This window comes from uncultured Salegentibacter sp. (assembly GCF_963972535.1).
Lineage (GTDB): Bacteria > Bacteroidota > Bacteroidia > Flavobacteriales > Flavobacteriaceae > Salegentibacter.
This window is the reverse complement of record NZ_CAXAVR010000015.1, coordinates 18,020-38,795: the sequence shown is the minus strand read 5'-3', so window position 1 is coordinate 38,795 and position 20,776 is coordinate 18,020. Positions and strand designations below refer to the sequence as shown.

At 37.2% G+C, this 20,776-nt stretch carries 23 protein-coding genes; 13 read left to right on the top strand and 10 right to left on the bottom strand.

What is annotated here, in order from left to right; genetic code table 11:
• Both AACZ30_RS03745 and AACZ30_RS03740 read left to right on the top strand, forming a co-directional pair.
• A partial coding sequence (locus AACZ30_RS03745) for a tetratricopeptide repeat protein (RefSeq protein WP_339647835.1) occupies window positions 1-355 on the top strand: 355 nt, incomplete at its 5' end.
• Window positions 356-398: 43 nt separating this feature from the next.
• On the top strand, window positions 399-773 hold the full coding sequence (locus AACZ30_RS03740; protein WP_093304629.1) for a hypothetical protein: 375 nt from the start codon (window positions 399-401) through the stop codon (window positions 771-773).
• A gap of 218 nt (window positions 774-991) precedes the next feature.
• Here the strand turns inward: AACZ30_RS03740 and AACZ30_RS03735 are convergent, their stop codons facing one another.
• The gene (locus AACZ30_RS03735; RefSeq protein ID WP_339647834.1) at window positions 992-2,542 is read right to left on the bottom strand and encodes a M20/M25/M40 family metallo-hydrolase; all 1,551 of its coding nucleotides are present in this window, start codon (window positions 2,540-2,542) and stop codon (window positions 992-994) included.
• Window positions 2,543-2,684: 142 nt separating this feature from the next.
• On the opposite strand from AACZ30_RS03735, the gene AACZ30_RS03730 reads away from it, so the two are divergent.
• Both AACZ30_RS03730 and AACZ30_RS03725 read left to right on the top strand, forming a co-directional pair.
• Window positions 2,685-5,078 (top strand): prolyl oligopeptidase family serine peptidase, encoded by a 2,394-nt coding sequence (locus AACZ30_RS03730; RefSeq protein ID WP_339647833.1) that lies wholly within the window; start codon window positions 2,685-2,687, stop codon window positions 5,076-5,078.
• The gene (locus tag AACZ30_RS03725) at window positions 5,078-6,304 is read left to right on the top strand and encodes a cysteine desulfurase-like protein (protein WP_339647832.1); all 1,227 of its coding nucleotides are present in this window, start codon (window positions 5,078-5,080) and stop codon (window positions 6,302-6,304) included. Before AACZ30_RS03730 ends, AACZ30_RS03725 begins: the two co-directional genes overlap by 1 nt.
• Window positions 6,305-6,530: 226 nt before the next feature.
• On the opposite strand, the gene AACZ30_RS03720 is transcribed toward AACZ30_RS03725, so the two are convergent.
• On the bottom strand, window positions 6,531-7,673 hold the full coding sequence (locus tag AACZ30_RS03720; RefSeq protein WP_339647831.1) for a PLP-dependent aspartate aminotransferase family protein: 1,143 nt from the start codon (window positions 7,671-7,673) through the stop codon (window positions 6,531-6,533).
• Window positions 7,674-7,761: 88 nt separating this feature from the next.
• Here AACZ30_RS03720 and AACZ30_RS03715 point away from each other — a divergent pair, with 88 nt between their 5' ends.
• From AACZ30_RS03715 to AACZ30_RS03705, 3 genes are read left to right on the top strand one after another with little or no spacing between them, the layout of a single operon-like run.
• On the top strand, window positions 7,762-8,553 hold the full coding sequence (locus AACZ30_RS03715; RefSeq protein ID WP_339647830.1) for a DUF3298 domain-containing protein: 792 nt from the start codon (window positions 7,762-7,764) through the stop codon (window positions 8,551-8,553).
• A gap of 12 nt (window positions 8,554-8,565) precedes the next feature.
• On the top strand, window positions 8,566-8,919 hold the full coding sequence (locus AACZ30_RS03710; protein WP_339647829.1) for an ArsC/Spx/MgsR family protein: 354 nt from the start codon (window positions 8,566-8,568) through the stop codon (window positions 8,917-8,919).
• Complete coding sequence (locus AACZ30_RS03705; protein ID WP_075325269.1) at window positions 8,912-9,811, top strand: DMT family transporter; 900 nt, start codon at window positions 8,912-8,914, stop codon at window positions 9,809-9,811. Before AACZ30_RS03710 ends, AACZ30_RS03705 begins: the two co-directional genes overlap by 8 nt.
• Window positions 9,812-9,814: 3 nt before the next feature.
• Here the strand turns inward: AACZ30_RS03705 and AACZ30_RS03700 are convergent, their stop codons facing one another.
• Together AACZ30_RS03700 and AACZ30_RS03695 are read right to left on the bottom strand one after the other, a co-directional pair.
• Window positions 9,815-10,372 (bottom strand): hypothetical protein, encoded by a 558-nt coding sequence (locus tag AACZ30_RS03700; protein WP_093304638.1) that lies wholly within the window; start codon window positions 10,370-10,372, stop codon window positions 9,815-9,817.
• 144 nt (window positions 10,373-10,516) lie between these two features.
• Window positions 10,517-11,041 (bottom strand): thioesterase family protein, encoded by a 525-nt coding sequence (locus tag AACZ30_RS03695; RefSeq protein ID WP_093304640.1) that lies wholly within the window; start codon window positions 11,039-11,041, stop codon window positions 10,517-10,519.
• Between the two features lie 55 nt (window positions 11,042-11,096).
• Between AACZ30_RS03695 and AACZ30_RS03690 the strand changes: the two genes are divergently transcribed.
• From AACZ30_RS03690 to nadD, 4 genes are all read left to right on the top strand, one after another.
• A complete protein-coding gene (locus AACZ30_RS03690; protein WP_339647828.1) occupies window positions 11,097-12,083 on the top strand; it encodes an alpha/beta fold hydrolase in 987 nt (328 codons plus the stop codon).
• Between the two features lie 62 nt (window positions 12,084-12,145).
• Window positions 12,146-13,003, top strand: coding sequence for a YicC/YloC family endoribonuclease (locus AACZ30_RS03685; RefSeq protein WP_339647827.1), 858 nt, complete (start codon window positions 12,146-12,148; stop codon window positions 13,001-13,003).
• Window positions 13,004-13,597 carry a guanylate kinase gene (gmk, locus tag AACZ30_RS03680; RefSeq protein WP_079735324.1) on the top strand — a complete coding sequence of 198 codons (594 nt, stop codon included), beginning with the start codon at window positions 13,004-13,006 and terminating at the stop codon, window positions 13,595-13,597.
• Window positions 13,590-14,174, top strand: a complete 585-nt coding sequence (gene nadD, locus AACZ30_RS03675) for a nicotinate (nicotinamide) nucleotide adenylyltransferase (protein ID WP_339647826.1) — start codon at window positions 13,590-13,592, stop codon at window positions 14,172-14,174. Before gmk ends, nadD begins: the two co-directional genes overlap by 8 nt.
• 157 nt (window positions 14,175-14,331) lie before the next feature.
• On the opposite strand, the gene lysM is transcribed toward nadD, so the two are convergent.
• A complete protein-coding gene (lysM, locus tag AACZ30_RS03670; RefSeq protein WP_339647825.1) occupies window positions 14,332-14,835 on the bottom strand; it encodes a peptidoglycan-binding protein LysM in 504 nt (167 codons plus the stop codon).
• Window positions 14,836-15,209: 374 nt separating this feature from the next.
• Between lysM and AACZ30_RS03665 the strand changes: the two genes are divergently transcribed.
• A complete protein-coding gene (locus AACZ30_RS03665) occupies window positions 15,210-16,205 on the top strand; it encodes an NAD(P)H-dependent glycerol-3-phosphate dehydrogenase (RefSeq protein ID WP_208223419.1) in 996 nt (331 codons plus the stop codon).
• Here AACZ30_RS03665 and AACZ30_RS03660 read toward each other — a convergent pair whose 3' ends face one another.
• From AACZ30_RS03660 to AACZ30_RS03645, 4 genes are all read right to left on the bottom strand, one after another.
• A complete protein-coding gene (locus tag AACZ30_RS03660) occupies window positions 16,206-16,601 on the bottom strand; it encodes a hypothetical protein (RefSeq protein WP_339647824.1) in 396 nt (131 codons plus the stop codon).
• Window positions 16,601-16,768 carry a hypothetical protein gene (locus AACZ30_RS03655; protein ID WP_339647823.1) on the bottom strand — a complete coding sequence of 56 codons (168 nt, stop codon included), beginning with the start codon at window positions 16,766-16,768 and terminating at the stop codon, window positions 16,601-16,603. The genes AACZ30_RS03660 and AACZ30_RS03655 overlap by 1 nt, the downstream gene beginning before the upstream one ends.
• Window positions 16,769-16,811: 43 nt before the next feature.
• Complete coding sequence (gene pheS / locus AACZ30_RS03650) at window positions 16,812-17,831, bottom strand: phenylalanine--tRNA ligase subunit alpha (RefSeq protein ID WP_208223423.1); 1,020 nt, start codon at window positions 17,829-17,831, stop codon at window positions 16,812-16,814.
• Between the two features lie 66 nt (window positions 17,832-17,897).
• Complete coding sequence (locus AACZ30_RS03645; RefSeq protein ID WP_075325280.1) at window positions 17,898-18,254, bottom strand: hypothetical protein; 357 nt, start codon at window positions 18,252-18,254, stop codon at window positions 17,898-17,900.
• A gap of 206 nt (window positions 18,255-18,460) precedes the next feature.
• On the opposite strand from AACZ30_RS03645, the gene AACZ30_RS03640 reads away from it, so the two are divergent.
• Window positions 18,461-19,006 (top strand): CvpA family protein, encoded by a 546-nt coding sequence (locus tag AACZ30_RS03640; RefSeq protein WP_339647822.1) that lies wholly within the window; start codon window positions 18,461-18,463, stop codon window positions 19,004-19,006.
• Between the two features lie 131 nt (window positions 19,007-19,137).
• Here the strand turns inward: AACZ30_RS03640 and AACZ30_RS03635 are convergent, their stop codons facing one another.
• Window positions 19,138-20,697 (bottom strand): SulP family inorganic anion transporter, encoded by a 1,560-nt coding sequence (locus AACZ30_RS03635; RefSeq protein WP_339647821.1) that lies wholly within the window; start codon window positions 20,695-20,697, stop codon window positions 19,138-19,140.
• Between the last annotated feature and the right edge of the window lie 79 nt (window positions 20,698-20,776).

Below are 20,776 nucleotides of genomic sequence, written 5' to 3'. Positions count from 1 at the left end.
AAAAATAGATCTTAGGGTAGACGATCACGAAAATCCTATTGAAGAATTAGAACGTTTGCTTAAAACCGCAAGAGCCTACGAATTTATGAACCGCGGCGATCTTGCCATGGAAGAAGGAAATGTAGAAAAAGCTTTAGAAGAATACGGCACCGCAGAAAGTATGTTTCCCAACAACCTGGAAATGCGTTTTTGGAAAGCGGTGGCTCTTGCTAACAGCGATCGTTTACAAGAAGCGAAACAAATTTTTGATAGGATTTTTGATGAAGACGAAAACTGGAGAATAATGCTAAAGCGTTTGCCCAAAGCCGGCCTAATAAACGTTAGCAAAGAGGAAATGAAGATGCTTACTAAGTAATCTTCACAGATTTAGTATCTTTATAACTTAAAATAATGCTGTTATGAAAATTACTTTTAATAAAGTTATGCTTGGACTTGCGGTTGTATCACTTACCGCATTTACTTCTTGTAAAGACGCAGAAGAAAAAACTGCTGAAGAAACCCAAACTGCTCCAAATACCCAAATGAGTGGAAACACATCTGGAAATGCAGAAACCCCAGATGTAAACCCCCCTCATGGTGAACCCGGGCACCGCTGTGATATGCCGGTTGGCGCTTCTTTAAGCGGAGCAAGTAACAACACCAATGCAGGTTCAGGATCTGAAATGACTACTTCACCAATTAGGTTGAAGGATTCAAAACCTTCTAAAAACCCTCCACACGGTGAGCCCTATCACGATTGCTCCATTCCTGTAGGAGCTGATCTTCAAAGTTAATTTTGAGGTTTTATAAATTCTGAAATAAAAAAATAAAACGTCATTACGAACGGAGTGAAGTAATCTGCTATTAATATACAGACTGCTCGTCTTTCGTAATGACGTTTTTAAATTCGTCATCCTGAACTTTTTTCAGGATTTAAAACAAGTTAGAAGCTGAAACAAGTTCAGTTTGACGAAAAGAGAAAAAATCAAACAAGCTTTTTAATAGTTAGCCCTTAATCCAATCCTCCTTTTCGCTCTCCATCTCTTGGCTCAGGCCAGGTCATTTGCTCACCCGATCTTCTGTTTATTGGCAATACTGCTTTTTCCCTGGAGGTAGTTTCTGGATCTTCACTCGCCATATAGGTCATAATAGCGGTTAAGATCACGTTGCTTCTCACATCATCAAAAACAATTTTATCATAAGTATCTAAGTTGGTATGCCAGGTATAATCCCAGTAAGACCAGTTTAAGGAGTTTAGCATAAATGCAGGCGCACCGGCTGCTACAAAAGAAGCGTGATCTGTTCCTCCGCTGGATGGAGTTCCCGGGAATGAAGTTTCAATTTCTCCCTTAATTTCCTGCGGAACCGGCTCCAGCCATCTTCCTATATAATCGTAGGCGTGTAGAAAACCCTGTCCGTTAATATTCTTAACCCTTCCAGTTCCATTATCCTGGTTGAATAAAGCTTGTACATTAGCCACAATCTCCGGATTATCTTTTACAAAAGCTCGAGAACCATTAAGTCCCTGTTCTTCACTTCCCCAATGTCCCGCAATAATTGTTCGTTTAGGATTTGGATAAAGTTTTTTAAGAATTCTCATTGTTTCCATCATTACAATAGTTCCCGTACCGTTATCTGTAGCACCGGTTCCACCATCCCAGGAATCAAAATGTGCTGAAAGAACAACATATTCTTCAGGTTTTTCGCTGCCTTCAATTCTTGCAATAGTATTAAAAGTAGGTACTTCACCAAGATCTTTAGACTGAGCAACCACTTTTATTTTGGGAGTATTATCATTTTCAGCTAAACGATAAAGCAAGCCGTAATCTTCCAGGTTAAGGTCTAAAGTTGGAATTTTATTGGTATAAGCTCCAAATACTTTATTTGCACCAAACCCGTGAGACCAGTTAGAAGTTATAATTCCGGCAGCCCCTGCGTTTTCAAGTGCTTTAGGTAATTCTCTGTAACCATACCCGGTTTTGCTAATTCGGTCTCTCCAAATAGAATCGGCTTCTTTTATACTTCCCTGCATCTTTTTCCAGGACTTTTCAGTAGCCCATTCTTCCCAGTTGTATGGAGGTCTACCGGTAGGTTCATTAACCGAGATCATCACAAATTTTCCTTTTACCGAAGAAAGCATATTGGCAAATGCAGTAGAATCTGAAGTTTCTGGCAATAGCACCACCTCAGCGGTTATCCCTTTTTTTCCGGTTGAAGGGCTCCAGGCAAGTTGCCTACCTTGCAGCGTTCTTAATCTTGGCTCTACAAGGTCAATATGGGTAATGCCGCGCTCCCAGCCACGCCAGGTGCCATATTCTTCGTTTTCAGCTGAAATTCCCCAGCTATCATATTTCTTTACTGCCCAGTCGTGAGCATTCTTCATCTGTGGTGTCCCTACTAAACGTGGTCCTACCACATCCACAAGCTCGTGGGCAAGTTCTTCTAATTTTGAATTTTCATTGGCCTCGGTTACAATTTTGTTAACCATCTCTTCCTGTGCCTGTACCTGCAATGTCCCGGCTACAAGGAATAAACTAAAAAGTGTGCGGAAATTTTTCTTCATCCTGATTTATTAAATTTAAATTTTAAGCGTAAATATATTAATTAAATCCGGGTGGGCATTTCCTACAGATTCTTTACAGATATTATCTATTTAACTATATTGGCAGTGTTTTTAAAAAATAAACCCACAACTCCTTAAATCAATGAAAAAAACGCTACAAAACCCCTTCAATTTTAAATTTCAGTTTCTCTTTTTAATATTTATAGGTTTAAGTTTTTCCGGAATTTCCCAAACAAGTGAACTTTCTGTAGAAAAAATTATGCAGGATCCTAATTGGATGGGTACTTTCCCTTCTAATGTAAAATGGAGTGCCGATAGCGAAACCATTTATTTTGATTATAATTCTGAAAAAAATACTGAAGATTCGCTTTATAAAATTGAACTGAACCATACTTCAAAAATCAGCAAAGTAAGTTTAGAGGAAGAACGGGGAATAATCACATCTTACGGCGATTTCAATAAAGACCGAAGCAAAAAGATTTTCAGCAAAGATGGCAACCTGGTTATTTACGATGTTAAATCTGGCAAGTCCACTCAATTATTAGATCTTTCAGAAGCTATTAACAATGCTGAATTTTTAGCAGACGATAATAAAATCAGCTTCAACGCCGGTGACAACGCTTTTATTTACGATAAGAAAGCAGGAAGCATAAAACAACTAACCAATATTGCTGAAGGTAAGGCTGAGGAAGAAAAAGAAGATAAAACTTCTGAAAAAGATGCGTGGGTAAAAGACGAAAACCTGGAGCTACTGGAAGTTGTAAATCAACGTAAAACCGAAAAAGAAAGTAGGGAAGCTTATCAAGAGGCAACTGCTGAAAAAGAAAATTATACTTTTTACCTGGAGGATCGCGATTTAAGTAATTTACAGGTTTCTCCCAATGCAAAATTTGCAACTTTTAAGTTAATTACCCGGGAGCGAAATGGAAGCACCGATGTGCCAAATTATGTAGATGAATCTGGCTACACCGTAAACCTCCCTGCCAGAAGCAAAGTAGGTGAAGATAAAACCAGTATTGAACTGGCTATCTACAATTTCGAAAAGGATACAGTTTATATCTTAAAAACAGACGATTTACCCGGAATTACAGATTTACCCGATTATGTAAAAGATTATCCAGATAAGGAATGGGAAGAAACCCAAAGGGAAGTAGCGCCTACAACGGTTTATTTTTCAGATAACGGGGAGTACGCTGTGGTTAACCTTCGTTCTAAAGACAATAAAGACCGTTGGATCGCTAAAATTGATCTGGAGACCGGAGATTTAAACACTTTAGACCGCCAAAGAGATGAAGCCTGGATTGCCGGGCCGGGAATTGGCTACGCTTACTACGGCGGTGAAGAAATGGGTTGGTTACCCGACAATAAACATATCTATTTTCAAAGTGAAGAAACCGGGTATTCGCATTTGTATTTATTAGACGTGAATACCGGAAATAAAATAGCACTAACCGAAGGTGATTTTGAAGTTTTTGATCCTGAACTTTCAAACAATAAAAAACATTGGTTTTTAACAACCTCTGAAGTTGGACCCGGAGAACGTCACTTTTATAAAATGCCGGTGATGGGTGGTAAAATGGAAAAACTTACCCAAATGGAAGGGAATAACAATGTCTTCCTTTCTCCCGATGAAAAAAACATGGCCATTTTGCATTCCTACAGTAACAAGCCGTGGGAATTATATTTAAAGAAAACGAAAGCAAATGCTGAAGTCAAACAACTAACCGAAGGACAATCTGAAGCATTTAGCAGCTACGACTGGAGAGAACCCGAATTAATAGAATTTGAAGCCGAAGATGGCGCTATGGTTCCCGCCAGGTTATACAAACCCGAAGCAAATGTAAAGAATGACGCTGCGGTAGTCTTTGTGCACGGTGCAGGTTACCTGCAAAACGCTCACAAATGGTGGAGCAGTTATTTTAGAGAATATATGTTCCATAATTTATTAACCGATCTTGGTTACACCGTAATAGATATTGATTACCGCGGAAGTGCTGGTTATGGTCGTGACTGGCGTACAGGGATTTATCGCCACATGGGAGGAAAAGACCTTTCTGACCAGGTTGACGGGGTGGAATATTTAGTTGAAAATCATGGGATAAATCCTGAAAAAGTCGGGATTTATGGCGGAAGTTATGGCGGTTTTATCACGTTAATGGGAATGTTTACCGAACCTGAAACTTTTAAAGCCGGCGCTGCATTAAGATCGGTAACCGATTGGGCGCATTATAATCACGGCTATACTTCTAATATTTTAAATGAACCTGCGGCAGACCCAATCGCTTATAGAAGATCTTCTCCCATTTATTTTGCTGAAGGTCTGGAAGGAGATTTACTGATTGCACACGGAATGGTAGATGTAAATGTTCATTTTCAGGATGTGGTGAGACTTTCACAACGTTTAATTGAATTAGGCAAGGAAGACTGGGAAATGGCAATTTATCCCGTAGAAGATCACGGTTTTGTTGAGCCCAGCAGTTGGACCGATGAGTACCGTAGAATCCTTGAATTGTTCAATGAAAGCCTTTTAGACTAATGGATATTGAATTTGTAAGAAGTCAGTTTCCGGCTCTGGAAAAGGAATTTACTTTTATGGATAACGCTGGTGGCTCTCAAACCTTAAAAAAGGTTGCCGAGCGCATTAGTGGATATCTATTACATCATAACGTACAACTAGGAGCTTCATATAAAGTTTCCCGGGAAGCTGGAGAAAAACTGAATTACGCCACTAAGCAAGTCAGCAGGTTTATAAATGCCGGCAAACCAGAAGAAGTGGTAATAGGTCCTTCTTCTTCTATGCTATTACGAATTTTAAGTATTTGTATTAGCAAACAATGGCAGGAAGGAGACGAGGTAATTGTCACTAATACAGATCATGAAGCCAATGTTTCTCCCTGGACAGATTTAAAGGAAAAAGGCATTAATATAAAGGTTTGGAAAGCCAATCCCGAAAGTCTTGAGCTGGAAATAAGCGATCTTAAAAAATTACTTAGCAAGCGCACCAAACTGGTTGCCGTTACCCACGCTTCAAATATTTTAGGAAGTATAAATCCTATTAAAGAAATTGCAAAAACGGTACATAAAGCAGGAGCACTTATTTGTGTAGATGGTGTAGCTTATGCACCCCACCGACGGGTAGATGTTAGAAAATTAGATGTAGATTTTTATGTTTTTAGCTGGTATAAAACCTATGGACCGCATTTAGCGGTGATGTATGGCAGGTATAATCAATTATACCAAATGGAAGGATTTAACCATTATTTTTTCACTAAAAAAGATGTGCCATATAAATTTCAGCCCGGAAATTTTAATTTTGAATTAACCTATAGTTTACTCGGAATTATCGAATATTTTGATCAATTATTTAAGCACGAATTTCCGAAGGAAAAGAAAACCGATTTTCAGGAAAAATTGGATAAAATTTTTGAGCTGATTGGCAGGCACGAAGAGCGAATAAGCAAACCTTTGATTTCTTATTTAAATGAACATCCAAAAATTAAAATAATTGGCCAGAATTCTGCAGAAAGGGAAAAAAGAGTGCCTACCATTTCTTTTGTACATAATGAGCTCACGAGTGATCAAATAGTTGAAAAGGTTGATGATTTTAGAATAGGTATTAGATTTGGAGATTTTTATGCAAAAAAACTTATTGAAGATGCTGGTTTAAAAGAGAAAAATGGCGTGGTGAGAGTAAGTTTAGTGCATTACAACACCCTTGATGAAGTGCAACGATTAATATGGATTTTAAAAAAGGTGATTTAGTATCTTAAGGTTTCGTCATTGCGATAACGTAGCAAACATCTTCTGGTAAACTTGCATAGAGATTACTTCACTTCGTTCGTAATGACGGTTGTAATTTAATTTTGAAGCAAATATTTTCAATTATTTCTAAAGCTGAAAAAAATTATTTTCTTGTTAGAAGTAATATAAAAAAGCCACGAAGGATAAAACTCATTCGTGGCTTAATATTTTATTTAAAAAAAGCAAGCTACCCTAAAGCTTGTTTCAGGTCGTTTATCAGGTCTTCTTCATCTTCAATTCCCACGCTTAATCTAATTAAGGAATCTACAACCCCGGTTTTTGCTCGTTCTTCTTTTGGGATAGAAGCGTGAGTCATAGTGGCGGGGTGGCCGGCTAAAGATTCTACCCCGCCAAGCGATTCGGCCAGGGTGAAAATTTTTAGCTTTTCAACAAGCTTTGTTGCACTTTCTAGCGTACTTTCTTTGGTGCTAAAAGAGATCATTCCGCCAAAACCTTTCATTTGCCTCTTTGCAATATCGTGGTTTGGGTGATCTTCAAATCCGGGCCAGTAGACATTTCCTACTTTGGGATGTGACCTTAGGAATCTTGCAACCGCTTCGCCGTTTTCACAATGCCGCTGTATTCTAAGATGTAGCGTTTTTATTCCGCGTAAAACCAAAAAACTGTCTTGCGGGCCGCAAATTGCACCGCTGGCTTTCTGAATAAAATATAGTTTTCCAGCTAATTTTTCATCTTTTACAACTAATCCGCCTAATACTACATCACTATGCCCGCCTAAATATTTTGTCGCGCTGTGCATCACAATATCTGCCCCAAGATCTAAAGGTTGTTGTAAATAGGGAGTAGCAAAAGTATTGTCTACTGCAAGCAGTAAATTATGGGCTTTTGCGATTTTAGAAACCGCTTCAATATCAATAATATTCATCATGGGATTGGTGGGGGTCTCAATCCACAGTAATTTGGTGTTTTCGTTTATATATTTTTCAATATTACCGGCTTCATTCATTCCAATAAAATGAAATTTAATCCCCATATTTTCAAAAATGGAGGTAAACAACCTATAAGAACCACCATAAAGATCGTTAGTAGAGATTATTTCGTCACCGGGTTTAAAAAGTTTCATCACCGCATCAATCGCCGCAAGTCCGGAACCAAAACCAAGCCCAAATTTTCCATTTTCTAAACTAGCCAGGGATTTTTCTAAAGCCGAACGGGTGGGATTTCCGCTTCGTGAGTATTCAAAACCTTTATGGCCACCGGGTGTACTTTGTGAATATGTAGTTGTTTGGTATATAGGCGGCATTACAGAGCCGTATGCGGGATCTATATTTTCCTGCCCACCGTGTATGGTTTTAGTATTAAATTTCATAATTCTTGCGTTTACAGCAAATGTAGCGCGCTCATTGTCTTTAAACAAAATAGGTTTATCTTTATTCGCGTATTTAACAGCCTTTTCTATGTCTCAAAAAATCCTTTCCCTCCTGGTTATTTTCCTAATATTCACTTCCTGTCGGGACGAAAAATCTGACGCCGGCGTAAAACAGGTTAAAGGCGATACCGAAGCGCTTAGTTTCTACGAAGAAAGCTTTTTACCAAAAGATTTTGAAGCCTGTAAAACCGAAAAATGCCCTAAAATAAGAGTGAATTATTTAAAATTTAGAGAAGATAGGGAGGCTGCCAAAGAAATGAATAGTTACAACCAGGAGAACCTTATTAAAATTTTTAATAATACTGAAGTAGCTTCTGAAGCTGAAAATGTAAAGGCCGTGGTTAATGAATTTATCCAGGATTTTCAGAATTTTAAAAGGGATTTCCCCGAATCTCAAGCCGAATATGAAGTTGAAATCTCTCAATCGGTATTAAGCCAGACGAAGAAACTATTGGTTCTGGAAACCAATTTCTACCTTTTCACCGGTGGTGCGCACGGGTACGGTGCAACGCGTTATGCTAATTACGATATCACTTCAGGCGAATTACTTTATAAAAACGATTTGTTTTCAGATTTAGAAGCTTTTACCAATTTTGCTGAAAAAGAATTCAGAAGGAAATATGAGATTCCTGAAGGAGAAAATATTAATTCCAACGGATTTTTCTTTGAAAAGGATAGTTTTGCACTTCCGGAAAATATTGCCGTTACCAAAAACCGGGTTATTCTGGTTTATAATCGGTACGAAGCTGCCAGTTATGCCGAAGGGGAATTAAAACTTTCTTTTCCGAAGAATAAAGTAAGCGAATGGCTTAACTACTAATTAAAATTAGCTATGAAGAAAGTATATCATCTCTCTACCTGCAACACCTGCCAAAAGATTTTAAAAGAACTGGAATTACCAGGTTCTTTTGAGCTTCAGGATATAAAAGAAGAAGAAATTACTGAAAAACAACTGGAAGAAATGAAAGCGCTCGCCGGGAGTTACGAAGCTTTATTTAGCCGAAGGGCAAGACTTTATCGCGAAAGAGAGCTTAATAAAAAGGAACTTTCTGAAACCGATTATAAAGAACTAATTTTAGATCATTACACTTTCCTGAAAAGACCTGTAATTATTAATAATGATGAAATTTTTATAGGAAATTCTAAGAAAACCGTCGCGGCGGCCAAAGCAGCGGTTCATGGATAACAAACGTATTCTAGCCATCTTTGCGGCCATTGGCGCAAGTGCGATCTACGGACTTAACCATACGATTGCTAAAGGCGTAATGCCTACTTATATTGAACCCTTCGGATTTATTTTTTTACGGGTTTTTGGCGCTGCTGTTCTATTTTGGGTAATTAGTTTCCTGGGGCCAAAAGAAAAAATTGCAACTTCAGACTGGCCAAGAATTTTAGGTTGTGCCGTTTTTGGAATGGTAATTAATATGCTATTCTTCTTTAAAGGATTAAGCCTTTCAACACCTATAAATAGTTCGGTTATTGTCACGCTTTCGCCGGTTATGGTGTTAATCCTGGCTTCAATTCTCATCAGGGAACGCATTACCTTATTAAAAACCCTGGGAATAATCGTTGGTTTGGCCGGTGCCCTGGTTTTGGTTCTTTTTAGCGCTGAAAGTGCCGGAAATGCACCTAACATTCCTATGGGGAACGTACTATTTATTGTAAACGCTTTTAGCTACGGACTTTATTTAATTCTGGTAAAACCCCTAACCGCAAAATATCACGCGTTTACCTTAATGAAATGGCTATTTTTAATTGGGGTAATCATCAATTTCCCTATAACCATTGGTGAATTTACCGATGTAAATTGGACAAGTTTACCTTTTGATGCGATTTGGAAAATGGCTTTTGTAGTAGCAGGAACCACCTTTTCTACCTATTTGCTGAATATTTATGCACTAAAACAACTTTCGGCTTCAACCATAAGCGTGTTTATCTATATGCAACCGCTTATTGCAATTACCTATGCAATTTTAACCGGCGCAGATGAGCTGAATATGGTAAAAGTAGTGGCAGCAATTCTGGTTTTTGTAGGAGTGTATATGGTTACCAAGAAGAAAACCGAAATAAGAGCTTAGGTTTTAATCTGCCAGTTTTTCCGCAAGTTTTTTTAAGTAATTCTTATTTTTCTTAACGGAAGAAAGGGAAGCGGTATAAGTATTTACCTTACCTACGTCTGGAAAACTCAATTTCCCTTTGGCCATAGAATTTGCAAGTAATATTTGTAAATAATTATAAATGAGTATAATTTGCTGAAGTATATCGGTTCTTTTTGTTGTAAAACCCAGTTTTTCAGCTGTTCTTTTATTTAAAATATAGCTGGTACCTTCCAGAGTGATTTCAGCGGCTTCCTTTTCGGTATAAGATTCAGTAAGATTCACCAGTCCTAAAATATACTGCCTTAAAATATATCTTATGCGTTGCTTCGCTTTCCAGTTTCTATCAATCACGTAGTAATAATCAAATAAAGTCCCGCCGTGAATAATAATTCTACCATTTTTCTCTTTTTCAGTAATAAAAAGTGGAGAATGATAAATCAATTTTCCCTGCTTCTTTCCCTGGGGTGTATCTATAAACGGCGCCAAAACCGATAGGATTAGCGGAGCTACAAATAATGGCAAATAATACCATTCCAGCATTAGTGCAATAATTACAAATCCAAGAAATATCAAAAAAGCAAGCCCGGAAAATCTAAGGATTTCCCGGGTTTGTTCTTTTTGTGGTTTTATATAAAATTGATGTTTTTCGATGCGGGAATTTAAGCAATTTCGCTGAAGAAGGGTTTAAAAACCTAACTTTTCCGGATCTAAATGTTGAGGCCGTTTTCCAAATCTCCTGGTATCTTCTTTAGTTAAAATTTTAAAATCATCGGTGTGGCTTAAACTGTCTAAATTATCTCGCAGGGCTTTAGGCAATTTGGTAAGTTTTCTTTCCTTTAAATCTATCCACGCACCCATCATTTCACAGCTGGCAAAATTTCGACCTTTTTCATCATAAAAATTATGTAGGAATTCAAAGTACATGCCATCTTCAGCAAGGCCTTTTAACTGTAAAGTCACTTTTATGGGTTTTCCCGCAAAAACTTCTTTAAAATAATAAATGTGCTCGTAAAAAACCACCGGACCAATATTATTCTTCGCCAAATCCTTTTGTCCAAACCCGTTTTCCATTAAAAAAGCCATCCGGGTGTGGCTCATAAAATTCACATAAGCCGTATTGGCCAAATGCCTGTTTGCATCTATATCACTCCAGCGTATTTCAAATTCTTTGGTGTACATTCTCTCTATTTTTTTAATAAAATTAAGCATAAATATTATGCACGCATAATTATTTTAAAAATTTACATCCTTACCTTAGCGCCATATGCCTATAATAAACACTAAATATAAATCTCCTGGTATTTTTAAAAATGCCCATGTTTCAAGTATTTATGCCGCTACTTTACGAAAAGTAAGTTTTAGTTTTGGCAGAAAAGATCGCATTGAATTAAGCGATGGAGATTTCCTGGATTTGGAGCGTAGTTTTTATTCTGCTGAAAATGATAAAATAATCATTTTATTACACGGCCTCGCCGGACACGCCAATCGCCCTTATATGTTGGGAATGGCAAAGCATTTTCAGGAAAACGGCTGGGATGTAGCTTCCATGAATTTTAGAAGTTGTAGTGGAGAAATAAACCGACTATACCGCAGCTACCACGCGGGTGCTACTGAAGACCTTGAAGCGGTGATAAATCATCTTCAGCAAGAACAAAAGTATAAAGAAATCGGCCTGGTGGGGTTTAGTTTGGGTGGCAATTTAATGTTGAAATATTTGGGAGAACGAAATGAGATTCCTTCAGAAATTAAATCAGCAGTGGCAATTTCTACCCCTTGTGATTTAGGTGCTTCCCTGGAAGAACTTAATAAAACGCATAATTTTTTATATTCAAAACGCTTTATTAAAAATCTAAAAAAAGAACTCCAGCTTAGGCAAATCCATTTTCCTTCGGAAATTAGTAAAGAAGAGATCACACAATGTAATTCACTACTCGCCATAGATGAACTTTATACCAGTAGAGCGCACGGCTTTAAAGATGCTTCAGATTATTATAAAAAATGCAGCTGTATAGGTTTTCTACCTTATATTAAAGTTCCCACACTTTTGCTTAATGCACAAAATGATACTTTTCTTTCGCCAAATTCCTATCCCATAGAAGTGGCAAAAAATTCTGAATTTCTTCATTTAGAAATTCCAAAACACGGGGGACACGTAGGGTTTTTTCAGCATAAAAAAATATATTATCACGAACAGCGGGCCTTAGAATTTATAACTTCAAGCAAGTCAATAATTTCAGAATCTTCAAAATAGGCTTTGGCCGGCTTTGCGCTGCTACAGAATTGATTATCTTTGCGCAAGCTTAAAAATCACGCATGATTCAGTCAATGACAGGTTTTGGGAAAAGCATAACGCAACTCCCATCAAAAAAAGTAACCGTTGAAATCAAGTCGCTAAACAGCAAAAACCTTGACGTAAACGCCCGAATCCCTTCGCAATACCGCGAAAAAGAACTTCAACTAAGAAATACAATTTCTAAATCGCTTACCCGCGGAAAAGTGGATTTTTCCCTTTTTGTAGAGGTAACCGGCGAAGAAACTACCACTTCTGTTAACCGGGGCGCAGTAAAAAATTATATGCAACAATTAAAAAGTATTGTTGATGGCGATGAAACCGAATTGCTAAAAATGGCAGTAAGAATGCCTGATGCAGTGACTACCGAGCGCGAAGAAATTGATGAATCTGAATTTAAAGCAATTGAAGCCGCGGTAATTGAAGCCCTGGAAGAAATTAACCAGTTTAGAACAGATGAAGGGGAAGCTTTAGAGAAAGACCTTAAACTTCGTGTAAATAACATTGAAGCATTACTGCAGGAAGTTCTAAGAATTGATCCTGAAAGAGTGGATGCGGTTAAGGAACGCCTACGAAAAGGAGTGGCAGATCTTAAAGAGAATGTAGACGAGAACCGTTTTGAACAGGAATTGGTTTATTACATTGAAAAATTTGACATTACCGAAGAAAAAGTAAGGCTGGAAAACCACCTTGCCTATTTTAACGAAAGCATAAATTCGCAGGATTCCAACGGGAGAAAACTCGGTTTTATTTCTCAGGAAATGGGCCGGGAGATCAATACAATAGGCAGCAAATCTAACTATGCCCCTATGCAACAGTTGGTGGTGCAAATGAAGGATGAGCTGGAAAAAATTAAAGAACAACTTTTAAACGTACTCTAAATGAGCGATGGTAAACTTATCGTATTCTCGGCGCCTTCAGGATCGGGAAAAACCACGATAGTCCAACATTTATTAAAGCACAAAGAATTAGACCTGGAGTTTTCTATCTCTGCCACTTCTCGTGAGCCAAGAGGGGAAGAAAAGGACGGACAGCATTATTATTTTCTATCTTTAGAGGACTTTAAAAAGAAGATAAAAAACGACGAATTCCTGGAATGGGAAGAAGTTTACCGCGATAATTTCTACGGAACTTTAAAAAGCGAAGTAGAACGCATCTGGTCTCACGGAAAAAACGTGATTTTTGATATTGATGTGGTGGGCGGCCTTGATATTAAGAATATCTATCCCGAAAAAACACTTGCGGTTTTTGTGAAACCTCCTAGTATTGAAGAGTTAAAAATTAGGCTAAAAAAGCGTAAGACTGAGAGTGATGATAAGATAAATATGCGTGTGGCAAAAGCCTCTATTGAACTGGCAACGGCTCCGCAATTCGATTTTATTATTGAAAATCATCATTTAGATACCGCGCTTCAGGAAGCTTACGATCTTGTGGCTTCTTATGTAGGCGTAAAAAATTCGGCTAAAAATGAATAGGAAAGTCGGTTTGTTTTTTGGGACTTTCAATCCAATTCATATCGGGCATCTTATTATTGCCAACCATATGGCCGAATTTTCAGATTTAGATGAAGTTTGGCTGGTGGTTACTCCTCATAATCCGCATAAAAAGAAGAGTACGCTTTTAGAAAATCATCACCGGCTGGAGATGGTTTACAAAGCCTGCGAAGGTTATGAGCATTTAAAACCTTCTAATATAGAATTTGGTTTACCGCAACCAAATTACACCGGTACTACCCTGGCACATCTGCAGGAAAAATATCCTACCAACGAGTTTTGCCCAATTATGGGTGAGGATAACCTGAAAACTTTTCACAAGTGGAAGAATTACGAGGTGATTTTAGAGAATCACCAAATCTATGTGTACCCCAGGATTTCTGGCGGAAAGGTGGAAAATGAATTTAAAGATCATCCAAAAATTACCAGGGTGATGGCCCCCGTGGTAGAAATTTCTTCAACTTTTATTAGAAAAGCGGTAAAGGAAGGTAAGTTTATAAAACCGATGCTGCCAGATGCGGTTTGGGATTATATTAAACTCATGAATTTTTATAAATAGTCTGAATTAAAAAAAAAGAAAAGACTGTTTAAAAATCTTATGTTAGCCGTTCTGGTTAGCTGATTGAACCTACTTTTTTCATTGTGGAACTACAAGCTATAGGACGTCGTCTGCCCTCAATGTAACAACCTCAAAAACTTTAAACAGTCTTTAATCTTTATTTTTTCTCCTGGCGCGGTATGCGTAAAACCTGCCCTGGATATATTTTATCGGGATCTTTGAGCATTGGTTTATTAGCTTCAAAAATCACCGTATATTTATTTGCATCGCCATAATGTTCTTTGGCTATTTTGCTTAGGTTTTCGCCTCTTTCTACCGTATGAAAACCAGATTCCGGTTCTTCTTTTTTAACGGCTAACCTATCGTCTACCTTCGCAATTCCTTCAGAGTTACCAATTACAAGTACTATTTTTTCACGAACAGCCTGTGAATCTGCAAGGCCATAAACAATAGCCGTATTATCTTCAATTTCAATAGCAGGGTTTTCAACCTTTAAATCCAGCCCTTTTATTGTATTTAAGAGTTTATCAGCTGCTTTTGCATTCTCTTTTCTTATAACTTCTTTTTTAGCTTCAGAAATTTCTATATTCTCCTCTTCCTGTTCTTTTTCTTTACCGAAGATTTTTTCCCCGGCATCTTTTATAAATGAAAATACTCCCATATCGTTGATTACTAAGTTAGTGAAAAGAAAATTACAAAAGGAAATTCGTATTCTGCTTACACTTAGTCCTAAATTTTTGTTAGATTTTAATTCTTCAAACAAAAACCGCAAACTACAATGTAAATTGCGAGTTTGCGGTTTTCAACTAAATAACCAACCAAAAAACTAAGAAAATCCATCTTTATTAAAAAGAAGACCTCGTCGTCTAACTAAGAACGGAAAAACTTCTGCAGAATTGTAATCTGGTTAAATTTATAGATGTTAAAGTTTTGTATTCAATTCTTTGCTTATTTAGTAATGTTTTGCTTTATAACCACTGTCTTTTTAGATATACTTAGAAAATTGCTTATTTTTGAATTACAATAAACCAACCTATGGATAAGTCTCCAAAGTTTGCCGTAATTGGCGGCGGTAGCTGGGCTACTGCAATAGTAAAAATGTTAAGCGAAAATGTAGATACCATCTATTGGTATATGCGCAGCACCTACGCTATTGAACATATTAAAAGACAGGAACACAACCCAAATTATCTTAGCTCGGTTGAATTTGATAACGATCAATTAGAACTAAGCAGTGATATTAATAAAACTATAGCAGCGGCAGATTATTTAATCTTTGCCATCCCTTCTGCCTTTTTAAAGCGGGAATTAGACGCTCTAACAGTCTCCCTGGAAGATAAGGTTATATTCTCGGCTATTAAAGGGATTGTGCCTGAGAGCAGCCTTATTGTAGGCGAACATTTTGAAGAATTTCATCACGTTCCCGCCGATAATATTGGGGTAATTACCGGGCCCTGTCACGCAGAAGAGGTTGCCCTGGAAAGACTTTCTTATCTTACTATTGCCTGTACCGACGAGGAAAAAGCGAAAATTGTAGCTAAAAACCTGGACAGTGAATACATAAAATGCAAAATTAGCGATGATGTAACCGGAACTGAATATGCTGCAATGCTGAAGAATATTTACGCCATTGCTGCCGGAATTGCCCACGGATTAGGCTATGGAGATAACTTCCAGAGTGTGTTGATGAGTAACGCCATTAAAGAAATGAAACGCTTTATTAAAAAAGTACATAAAATGAAGCGTAATATTAACGATTCAGCTTATTTAGGCGATCTTCTGGTAACAGGATATTCTGTATTTAGCCGAAACCGTATGTTTGGAAATATGATAGGAAAAGGCTACACCGTAAAAAGTGCCCAAATGGAAATGAGTATGATCGCTGAAGGTTATTACGCTACCGAAAGTGCTTATAAAATAAATAAAGACAAAGGTGCAAAAACACCAATTATAAACGCTGTTTATGGTATTCTTTACGAAGGAAAAAATCCTAAAAAAGTGATTAAAAAACTGGCAGAAAAGCTGACTTAATTATTCAGCAAGAATTCCTTTGTTCGGGATAATTGGGAGTTCGCGTAAAGCTTTTTCATTTACGCTATTTTTTCTGAATAAGTATTTCTTTTCATACATTTTCCCCTCAGCAAAAAAAGTCACCTGAAATTGATTATTCAGCGCAAGCACTTCTTCCTGGATAAATTCGATTTTAGCGAAAGATTTGGCCGGTAAATGCTCCAGTTTATGCCTAATAGTTGAGGTTTCTTTGTTTTCATCAAAACCCTTACTTACAATTAAAGCCATCTCAATAGCTTCCTCTTTATCGTTTATAAGATATGCATTCCACTCCTCTACCTTAAAAGCTTCGTTATAGACTTTCACAGCCGCTACATAAACTTTTTCAACCTTTGGTATATCAATGTCTTTCTTCACTAATCTTCAATCTTATTTTTAGCCCATTTGAACAAGCCCCAAAGAATAAGTGCTGCAATAACTAATAAAATAGCTCCTAAAGCCAGTTCTATTATTTCTACAGCAACTAAAATAACAATTACCCCAATGGCAAGAATCCCGAAAATTACTAAACCAATTTTTTTCATAAAAAATGTTATTTTGCTTTAGCTTTCGGCCAAGGCAGGTTATTTAAAATGACGATTTAAACTGCTCCAGGAATCTAAGGTCGTTTTCATAGAACATTCTAATATCGCCTATTTGATAAAGCAGCATTGCAATACGTTCTATTCCCATCCCAAAGGCAAAGCCTGAGTATTCGGTAGGATCTATATTACAATTTCTAAGCACATTTGGATCTACCATCCCGCAGCCCATAATTTCTAACCAACCGGTTCCTTTAGTAATTCGGTAATCGGTTTCGGTTTCGAGGCCCCAGTAAATATCTACCTCGGCACTTGGCTCTGTAAACGGAAAATAAGAAGGTCTAAGCCTTATCTTAGATTTTCCGAATAATTGTTCTGTAAAGTAAAGTAAAGTTTGCTTAAGATCGGCAAAGCTTACATTTTTGTCTATATAAAGTCCTTCTACCTGGTGGAAAATACAATGGGAACGTGCCGAGATAGCTTCGTTTCTAAAAACCCTTCCCGGAGAAATTGTTCTAATTGGCGGCTTGTTATTTTCCATATAACGCACCTGCACCGAAGAAGTGTGGGTACGCAATAAGATATCGGGATCTGTTTGAATAAAAAAGGTATCCTGCATATCTCGCGCCGGGTGATATTCGGGAAGATTTAAGGCAGTAAAATTATGCCAGTCGTCTTCCATTTCGGGCCCTTCAGAAACATTAAAACCAATGTTTGAAAAGATCTCGATAATCTGGTTTTTTACAATAGAAATGGGATGTCTCGCCCCAATCTCTATAGGCTCTCCCGGTCTTGATAGATCGCCATAAACCCCGCTTTCCTCCTGTTTACTTTCCAGGAGTTCTTTAAGCTGCGCAACTTTGGTTTCAGAAGCTTTTTTAAGGGAATTTACCGCCTGGCCAAACTCTTTTTTCTGTTCATTGGGAACTTCTTTAAACGAAGCGAAAAAATCGTTTAAAATTCCTTTTTTACCAAGATATTTAATTCTGAATGCTTCTACTTCTTTAGCCGATTCGGTTTTAAAAGCTTCTACTTCAGCTATATGTTGCTTTATTTTATCTATCATGAGATCCTTTTCTTTTCAGAAGGGCAAATTTAGTAAAAATGTAGTTTTAGGCAGCACGTGTGGCCTTTAATCTATGTATCCGTTATTGATAAAATAATTTACAATGGCCTCCTTCATTAAAACCGATTGCTCCCCGGCTTTTAAAGTAGGTAATTGCTCCAAGATCTTATAATGCGGCCATCCGTCTTCATCAAAATAATCAAATTCATAGTAACCGTAAGGCTCCAGCAAACGGCAAATAGCAATATGCATCAAATCTATTTTATGATCTTTCTTAAATTTCTTGTGTGGCTGACCTAACTCCTGAACGCCAATTACATAAATTATCGCATCCAGATCCATTGATTCTCCATCGGCAAACTGGTTAGAAAGTTTTTTTTGCAAACCTTCCCATCTCCCTTTCAAATTTTCGTCTCTTGTCATACCGCAAAGATAATATCTTAGTATTTGAAAATACTTCACATACAGGTTTGATTTTCTTCAATTTTACCTGTTTAAACCTTGAAGTATTTTAATTGATAATAGAAATTAATATTTCGCCCTGAAATTTCAGAATGCTTTGAAATTCGCCTATTTTTTTATGAATACCTCGTTACCTTGCCAAGAAGTAGTTTTCCTATATTTGAAATATGAACACAGTAGATATCGTCCTGGCTTTAATACTGCTTTACGGACTCGTTAGAGGTTTTTTTAGAGGCCTGCTGGCCGAAATTGCTTCCCTTGTAGGTATTGTAGCCGGTATTTACGGTGCCATTCATTTTTCTCATATTTTAAGCGATTTCTTTTCTGAAAATATGAATTGGGATTCAGATTATGTTAACCTAATCGCCTTCGCTATTACATTTATTCTTATTGTTTTTCTAATTTCGCTTGCCGGAAAAATTTTAACCAAAATGGCCGGTTTTGCTGCCCTTGGCATTGTGAATAAATTACTCGGCGGTGCATTTGGACTATTAAAAATGGCTTTTTTAGCCAGTGTGGTTATTATGTTTTTTGGCGCTACAAACGAAGAAATAGACTTAGTTAGCGAAGAAAGCCTGGAAGAATCTAAATTATATGCTCCTGTAAAAACCATAGCCCCGGCAGTACTCCCTTCAATTATAAGAGAAGCCAGAGAAAGAGATATATTAAATGAAGAAAATGATTTCTTCAAGAATGAAAAAGAGGAAGTTTAAAAAGTTTTTAGTTCGCCATCCTGAATTATATTTCAGGATCTAAAATTTTAGAAGCTAATCCCGAAACTTCGGGACAGCCTGACGAGAATTAAACTTCTCAAACTTCCTCTAAAAAATTCTATTCTATACTTTTAAACCGGAACGTCCAGTCCAAAAAATCTTCTAAAACTTTCAGGATTCACCACTTCACCTTTATCTGCAATAAGCTTAATAGTTATATCCTTTCGTTTTGCCTTAATAGCAAATTCATCTAAAATTTCAAGTACATCATAATCCAGTACTCGGGTTTTTCTTACATCTAAAATTACCGTAGAATTATCTGGAATTTCATTTAACTCTCTTAGAATTGCACCTTTATTTAAGAAAGACAACTCTTCAGCAAGTGTGATTTTGTACTGACCATCATTAACATCGTAACCTTCTTTGTGAAGAAAGTGAGAGTTCTTGTAACTATTAATTAGAATAACTCCAATTCCTACCGCAAGTCCGAGTCCTATACCCATTAGCAAGTCTAAAAACACAACCCCAAGAATGGTAATAATAAATGGAAGAAATTGTCCCTTTCCTAATTTAAACATTTGCTTGAAAAGAGCCGGTTTAGCCAACTTATAACCTACCAATAGAAGCACGGCGGCAAGTACGGCCAAAGGAATCATATTCAACACAGTTGGTATAGCGATAATAGAAAATAGTATGAGGAAACCGTGTAAAATTGCAGAAAGTTTAGTTCTACCACCAGATTGTGCATTAGTAGAACTCCTTACAATTACCTGTGTAACCGGCAAACCTCCAATAAGACCAGAAATCATATTACCAGCACCTTGCGCATAAAGCTCACGGTTGGTATTTGTGGTTCTTTTTAATGGGTCTATTTTATCTATAGCTTCCACACTTAATAAAGTTTCTAAACTGGCAACAATAGCAATTGTTACTGCAACAATCCAAACTTCAGAATTAGTGATTTCAGCAAAATTAGGCATAGAAAATTGCCCGAAGAAAGAAGCTGCACTTTCTGGTACAGGAACGGTAACTAATTGAAAATCCTGAATCCCAAAAGCAGGACCATCTACTACTAGATAGTAAACTACACCCATAGAAACAGCTACCAGAGGGCCTGGAACAATACTAAATATTTTGCTCTTTTTAGTAAGAACTTTTTCCCATAATAGTAAAATTGCCAGGGCCACAAGAGTAATTAATATACTACCATAATGTAGGTTATCTGCTATGTTACCTAATGCAGAACCAATGCCGCCATCTATAGAAAAAATTTCTAAATCACTGGAAAAGCCCAGAACGTTTGGAATTTGTGAAATAGCAATGGTAATACCTATACCTGCAAGCATACCTTTAATTACTGATGAAGGAAAATAATATCCAATAATACCAGCTTTTAAGGCTCCCATTACTATTTGAAGAATTCCGGCAATTACTACTGCAACCAGGAATATTTCATAGCTCCCAAGCGATTGTATTGCTCCTAAAACAATAACCGCTAAACCTGCTGCAGGACCACTAACCCCTAATTGAGAATTTGAAATACTACCTACAACGATACCTCCAACCATACCGGCAATTAAACCGGAAAATAGTGGGGCTCCACTGGCAAGTGCAATTCCTAAACATAACGGAATCGCTACGAAAAATACTACAATACTTGCCGGGAAATCTTTATTAAAATGTTTAAACATATAAAACGCTTTATTAATTGAGACCTAAGCAAAATTTAGCCTAGTAATGTCTCTAAAATCTAATTTTTAGAAAAATGAA

Bases quoted from the DNA above. Each gene is read 5' to 3' on its own strand.
- AACZ30_RS03725 (WP_339647832.1), top strand. From the start codon at position 5,078: ATGGATATTGAATTTGTAAGAAGTCAGTTTCCGGCTCTGGAAAAGGAA.
- AACZ30_RS03695 (WP_093304640.1), bottom strand. From the start codon at position 11,041: ATGCTTAATTTTATTAAAAAAATAGAGAGAATGTACACCAAAGAATTT.
- AACZ30_RS03655 (WP_339647823.1), bottom strand. From the start codon at position 16,768: ATGAAAAAAATTGGTTTAGTAATTTTCGGGATTCTTGCCATTGGGGTA.
- AACZ30_RS03740 (WP_093304629.1), top strand. From the start codon at position 399: ATGAAAATTACTTTTAATAAAGTTATGCTTGGACTTGCGGTTGTATCA.
- pheS (WP_208223423.1), bottom strand. From the start codon at position 17,831: ATGATAGATAAAATAAAGCAACATATAGCTGAAGTAGAAGCTTTTAAA.
- AACZ30_RS03720 (WP_339647831.1), bottom strand. From the start codon at position 7,673: ATGAAATTTAATACTAAAACCATACACGGTGGGCAGGAAAATATAGAT.
- AACZ30_RS03635 (WP_339647821.1), bottom strand. From the start codon at position 20,697: ATGTTTAAACATTTTAATAAAGATTTCCCGGCAAGTATTGTAGTATTT.
- AACZ30_RS03685 (WP_339647827.1), top strand. From the start codon at position 12,146: ATGATTCAGTCAATGACAGGTTTTGGGAAAAGCATAACGCAACTCCCA.
- AACZ30_RS03735 (WP_339647834.1), bottom strand. From the start codon at position 2,542: ATGAAGAAAAATTTCCGCACACTTTTTAGTTTATTCCTTGTAGCCGGG.
- AACZ30_RS03730 (WP_339647833.1), top strand. From the start codon at position 2,685: ATGAAAAAAACGCTACAAAACCCCTTCAATTTTAAATTTCAGTTTCTC.
- AACZ30_RS03710 (WP_339647829.1), top strand. From the start codon at position 8,566: ATGAAGAAAGTATATCATCTCTCTACCTGCAACACCTGCCAAAAGATT.
- AACZ30_RS03700 (WP_093304638.1), bottom strand. From the start codon at position 10,372: ATGCTGGAATGGTATTATTTGCCATTATTTGTAGCTCCGCTAATCCTA.
- AACZ30_RS03640 (WP_339647822.1), top strand. From the start codon at position 18,461: ATGAACACAGTAGATATCGTCCTGGCTTTAATACTGCTTTACGGACTC.
- lysM (WP_339647825.1), bottom strand. From the start codon at position 14,835: ATGGGAGTATTTTCATTTATAAAAGATGCCGGGGAAAAAATCTTCGGT.
- AACZ30_RS03665 (WP_208223419.1), top strand. From the start codon at position 15,210: ATGGATAAGTCTCCAAAGTTTGCCGTAATTGGCGGCGGTAGCTGGGCT.
- AACZ30_RS03715 (WP_339647830.1), top strand. From the start codon at position 7,762: ATGTCTCAAAAAATCCTTTCCCTCCTGGTTATTTTCCTAATATTCACT.
- AACZ30_RS03645 (WP_075325280.1), bottom strand. From the start codon at position 18,254: ATGACAAGAGACGAAAATTTGAAAGGGAGATGGGAAGGTTTGCAAAAA.
- nadD (WP_339647826.1), top strand. From the start codon at position 13,590: ATGAATAGGAAAGTCGGTTTGTTTTTTGGGACTTTCAATCCAATTCAT.
- gmk (WP_079735324.1), top strand. From the start codon at position 13,004: ATGAGCGATGGTAAACTTATCGTATTCTCGGCGCCTTCAGGATCGGGA.
- AACZ30_RS03705 (WP_075325269.1), top strand. From the start codon at position 8,912: ATGGATAACAAACGTATTCTAGCCATCTTTGCGGCCATTGGCGCAAGT.
- AACZ30_RS03690 (WP_339647828.1), top strand. From the start codon at position 11,097: ATGCCTATAATAAACACTAAATATAAATCTCCTGGTATTTTTAAAAAT.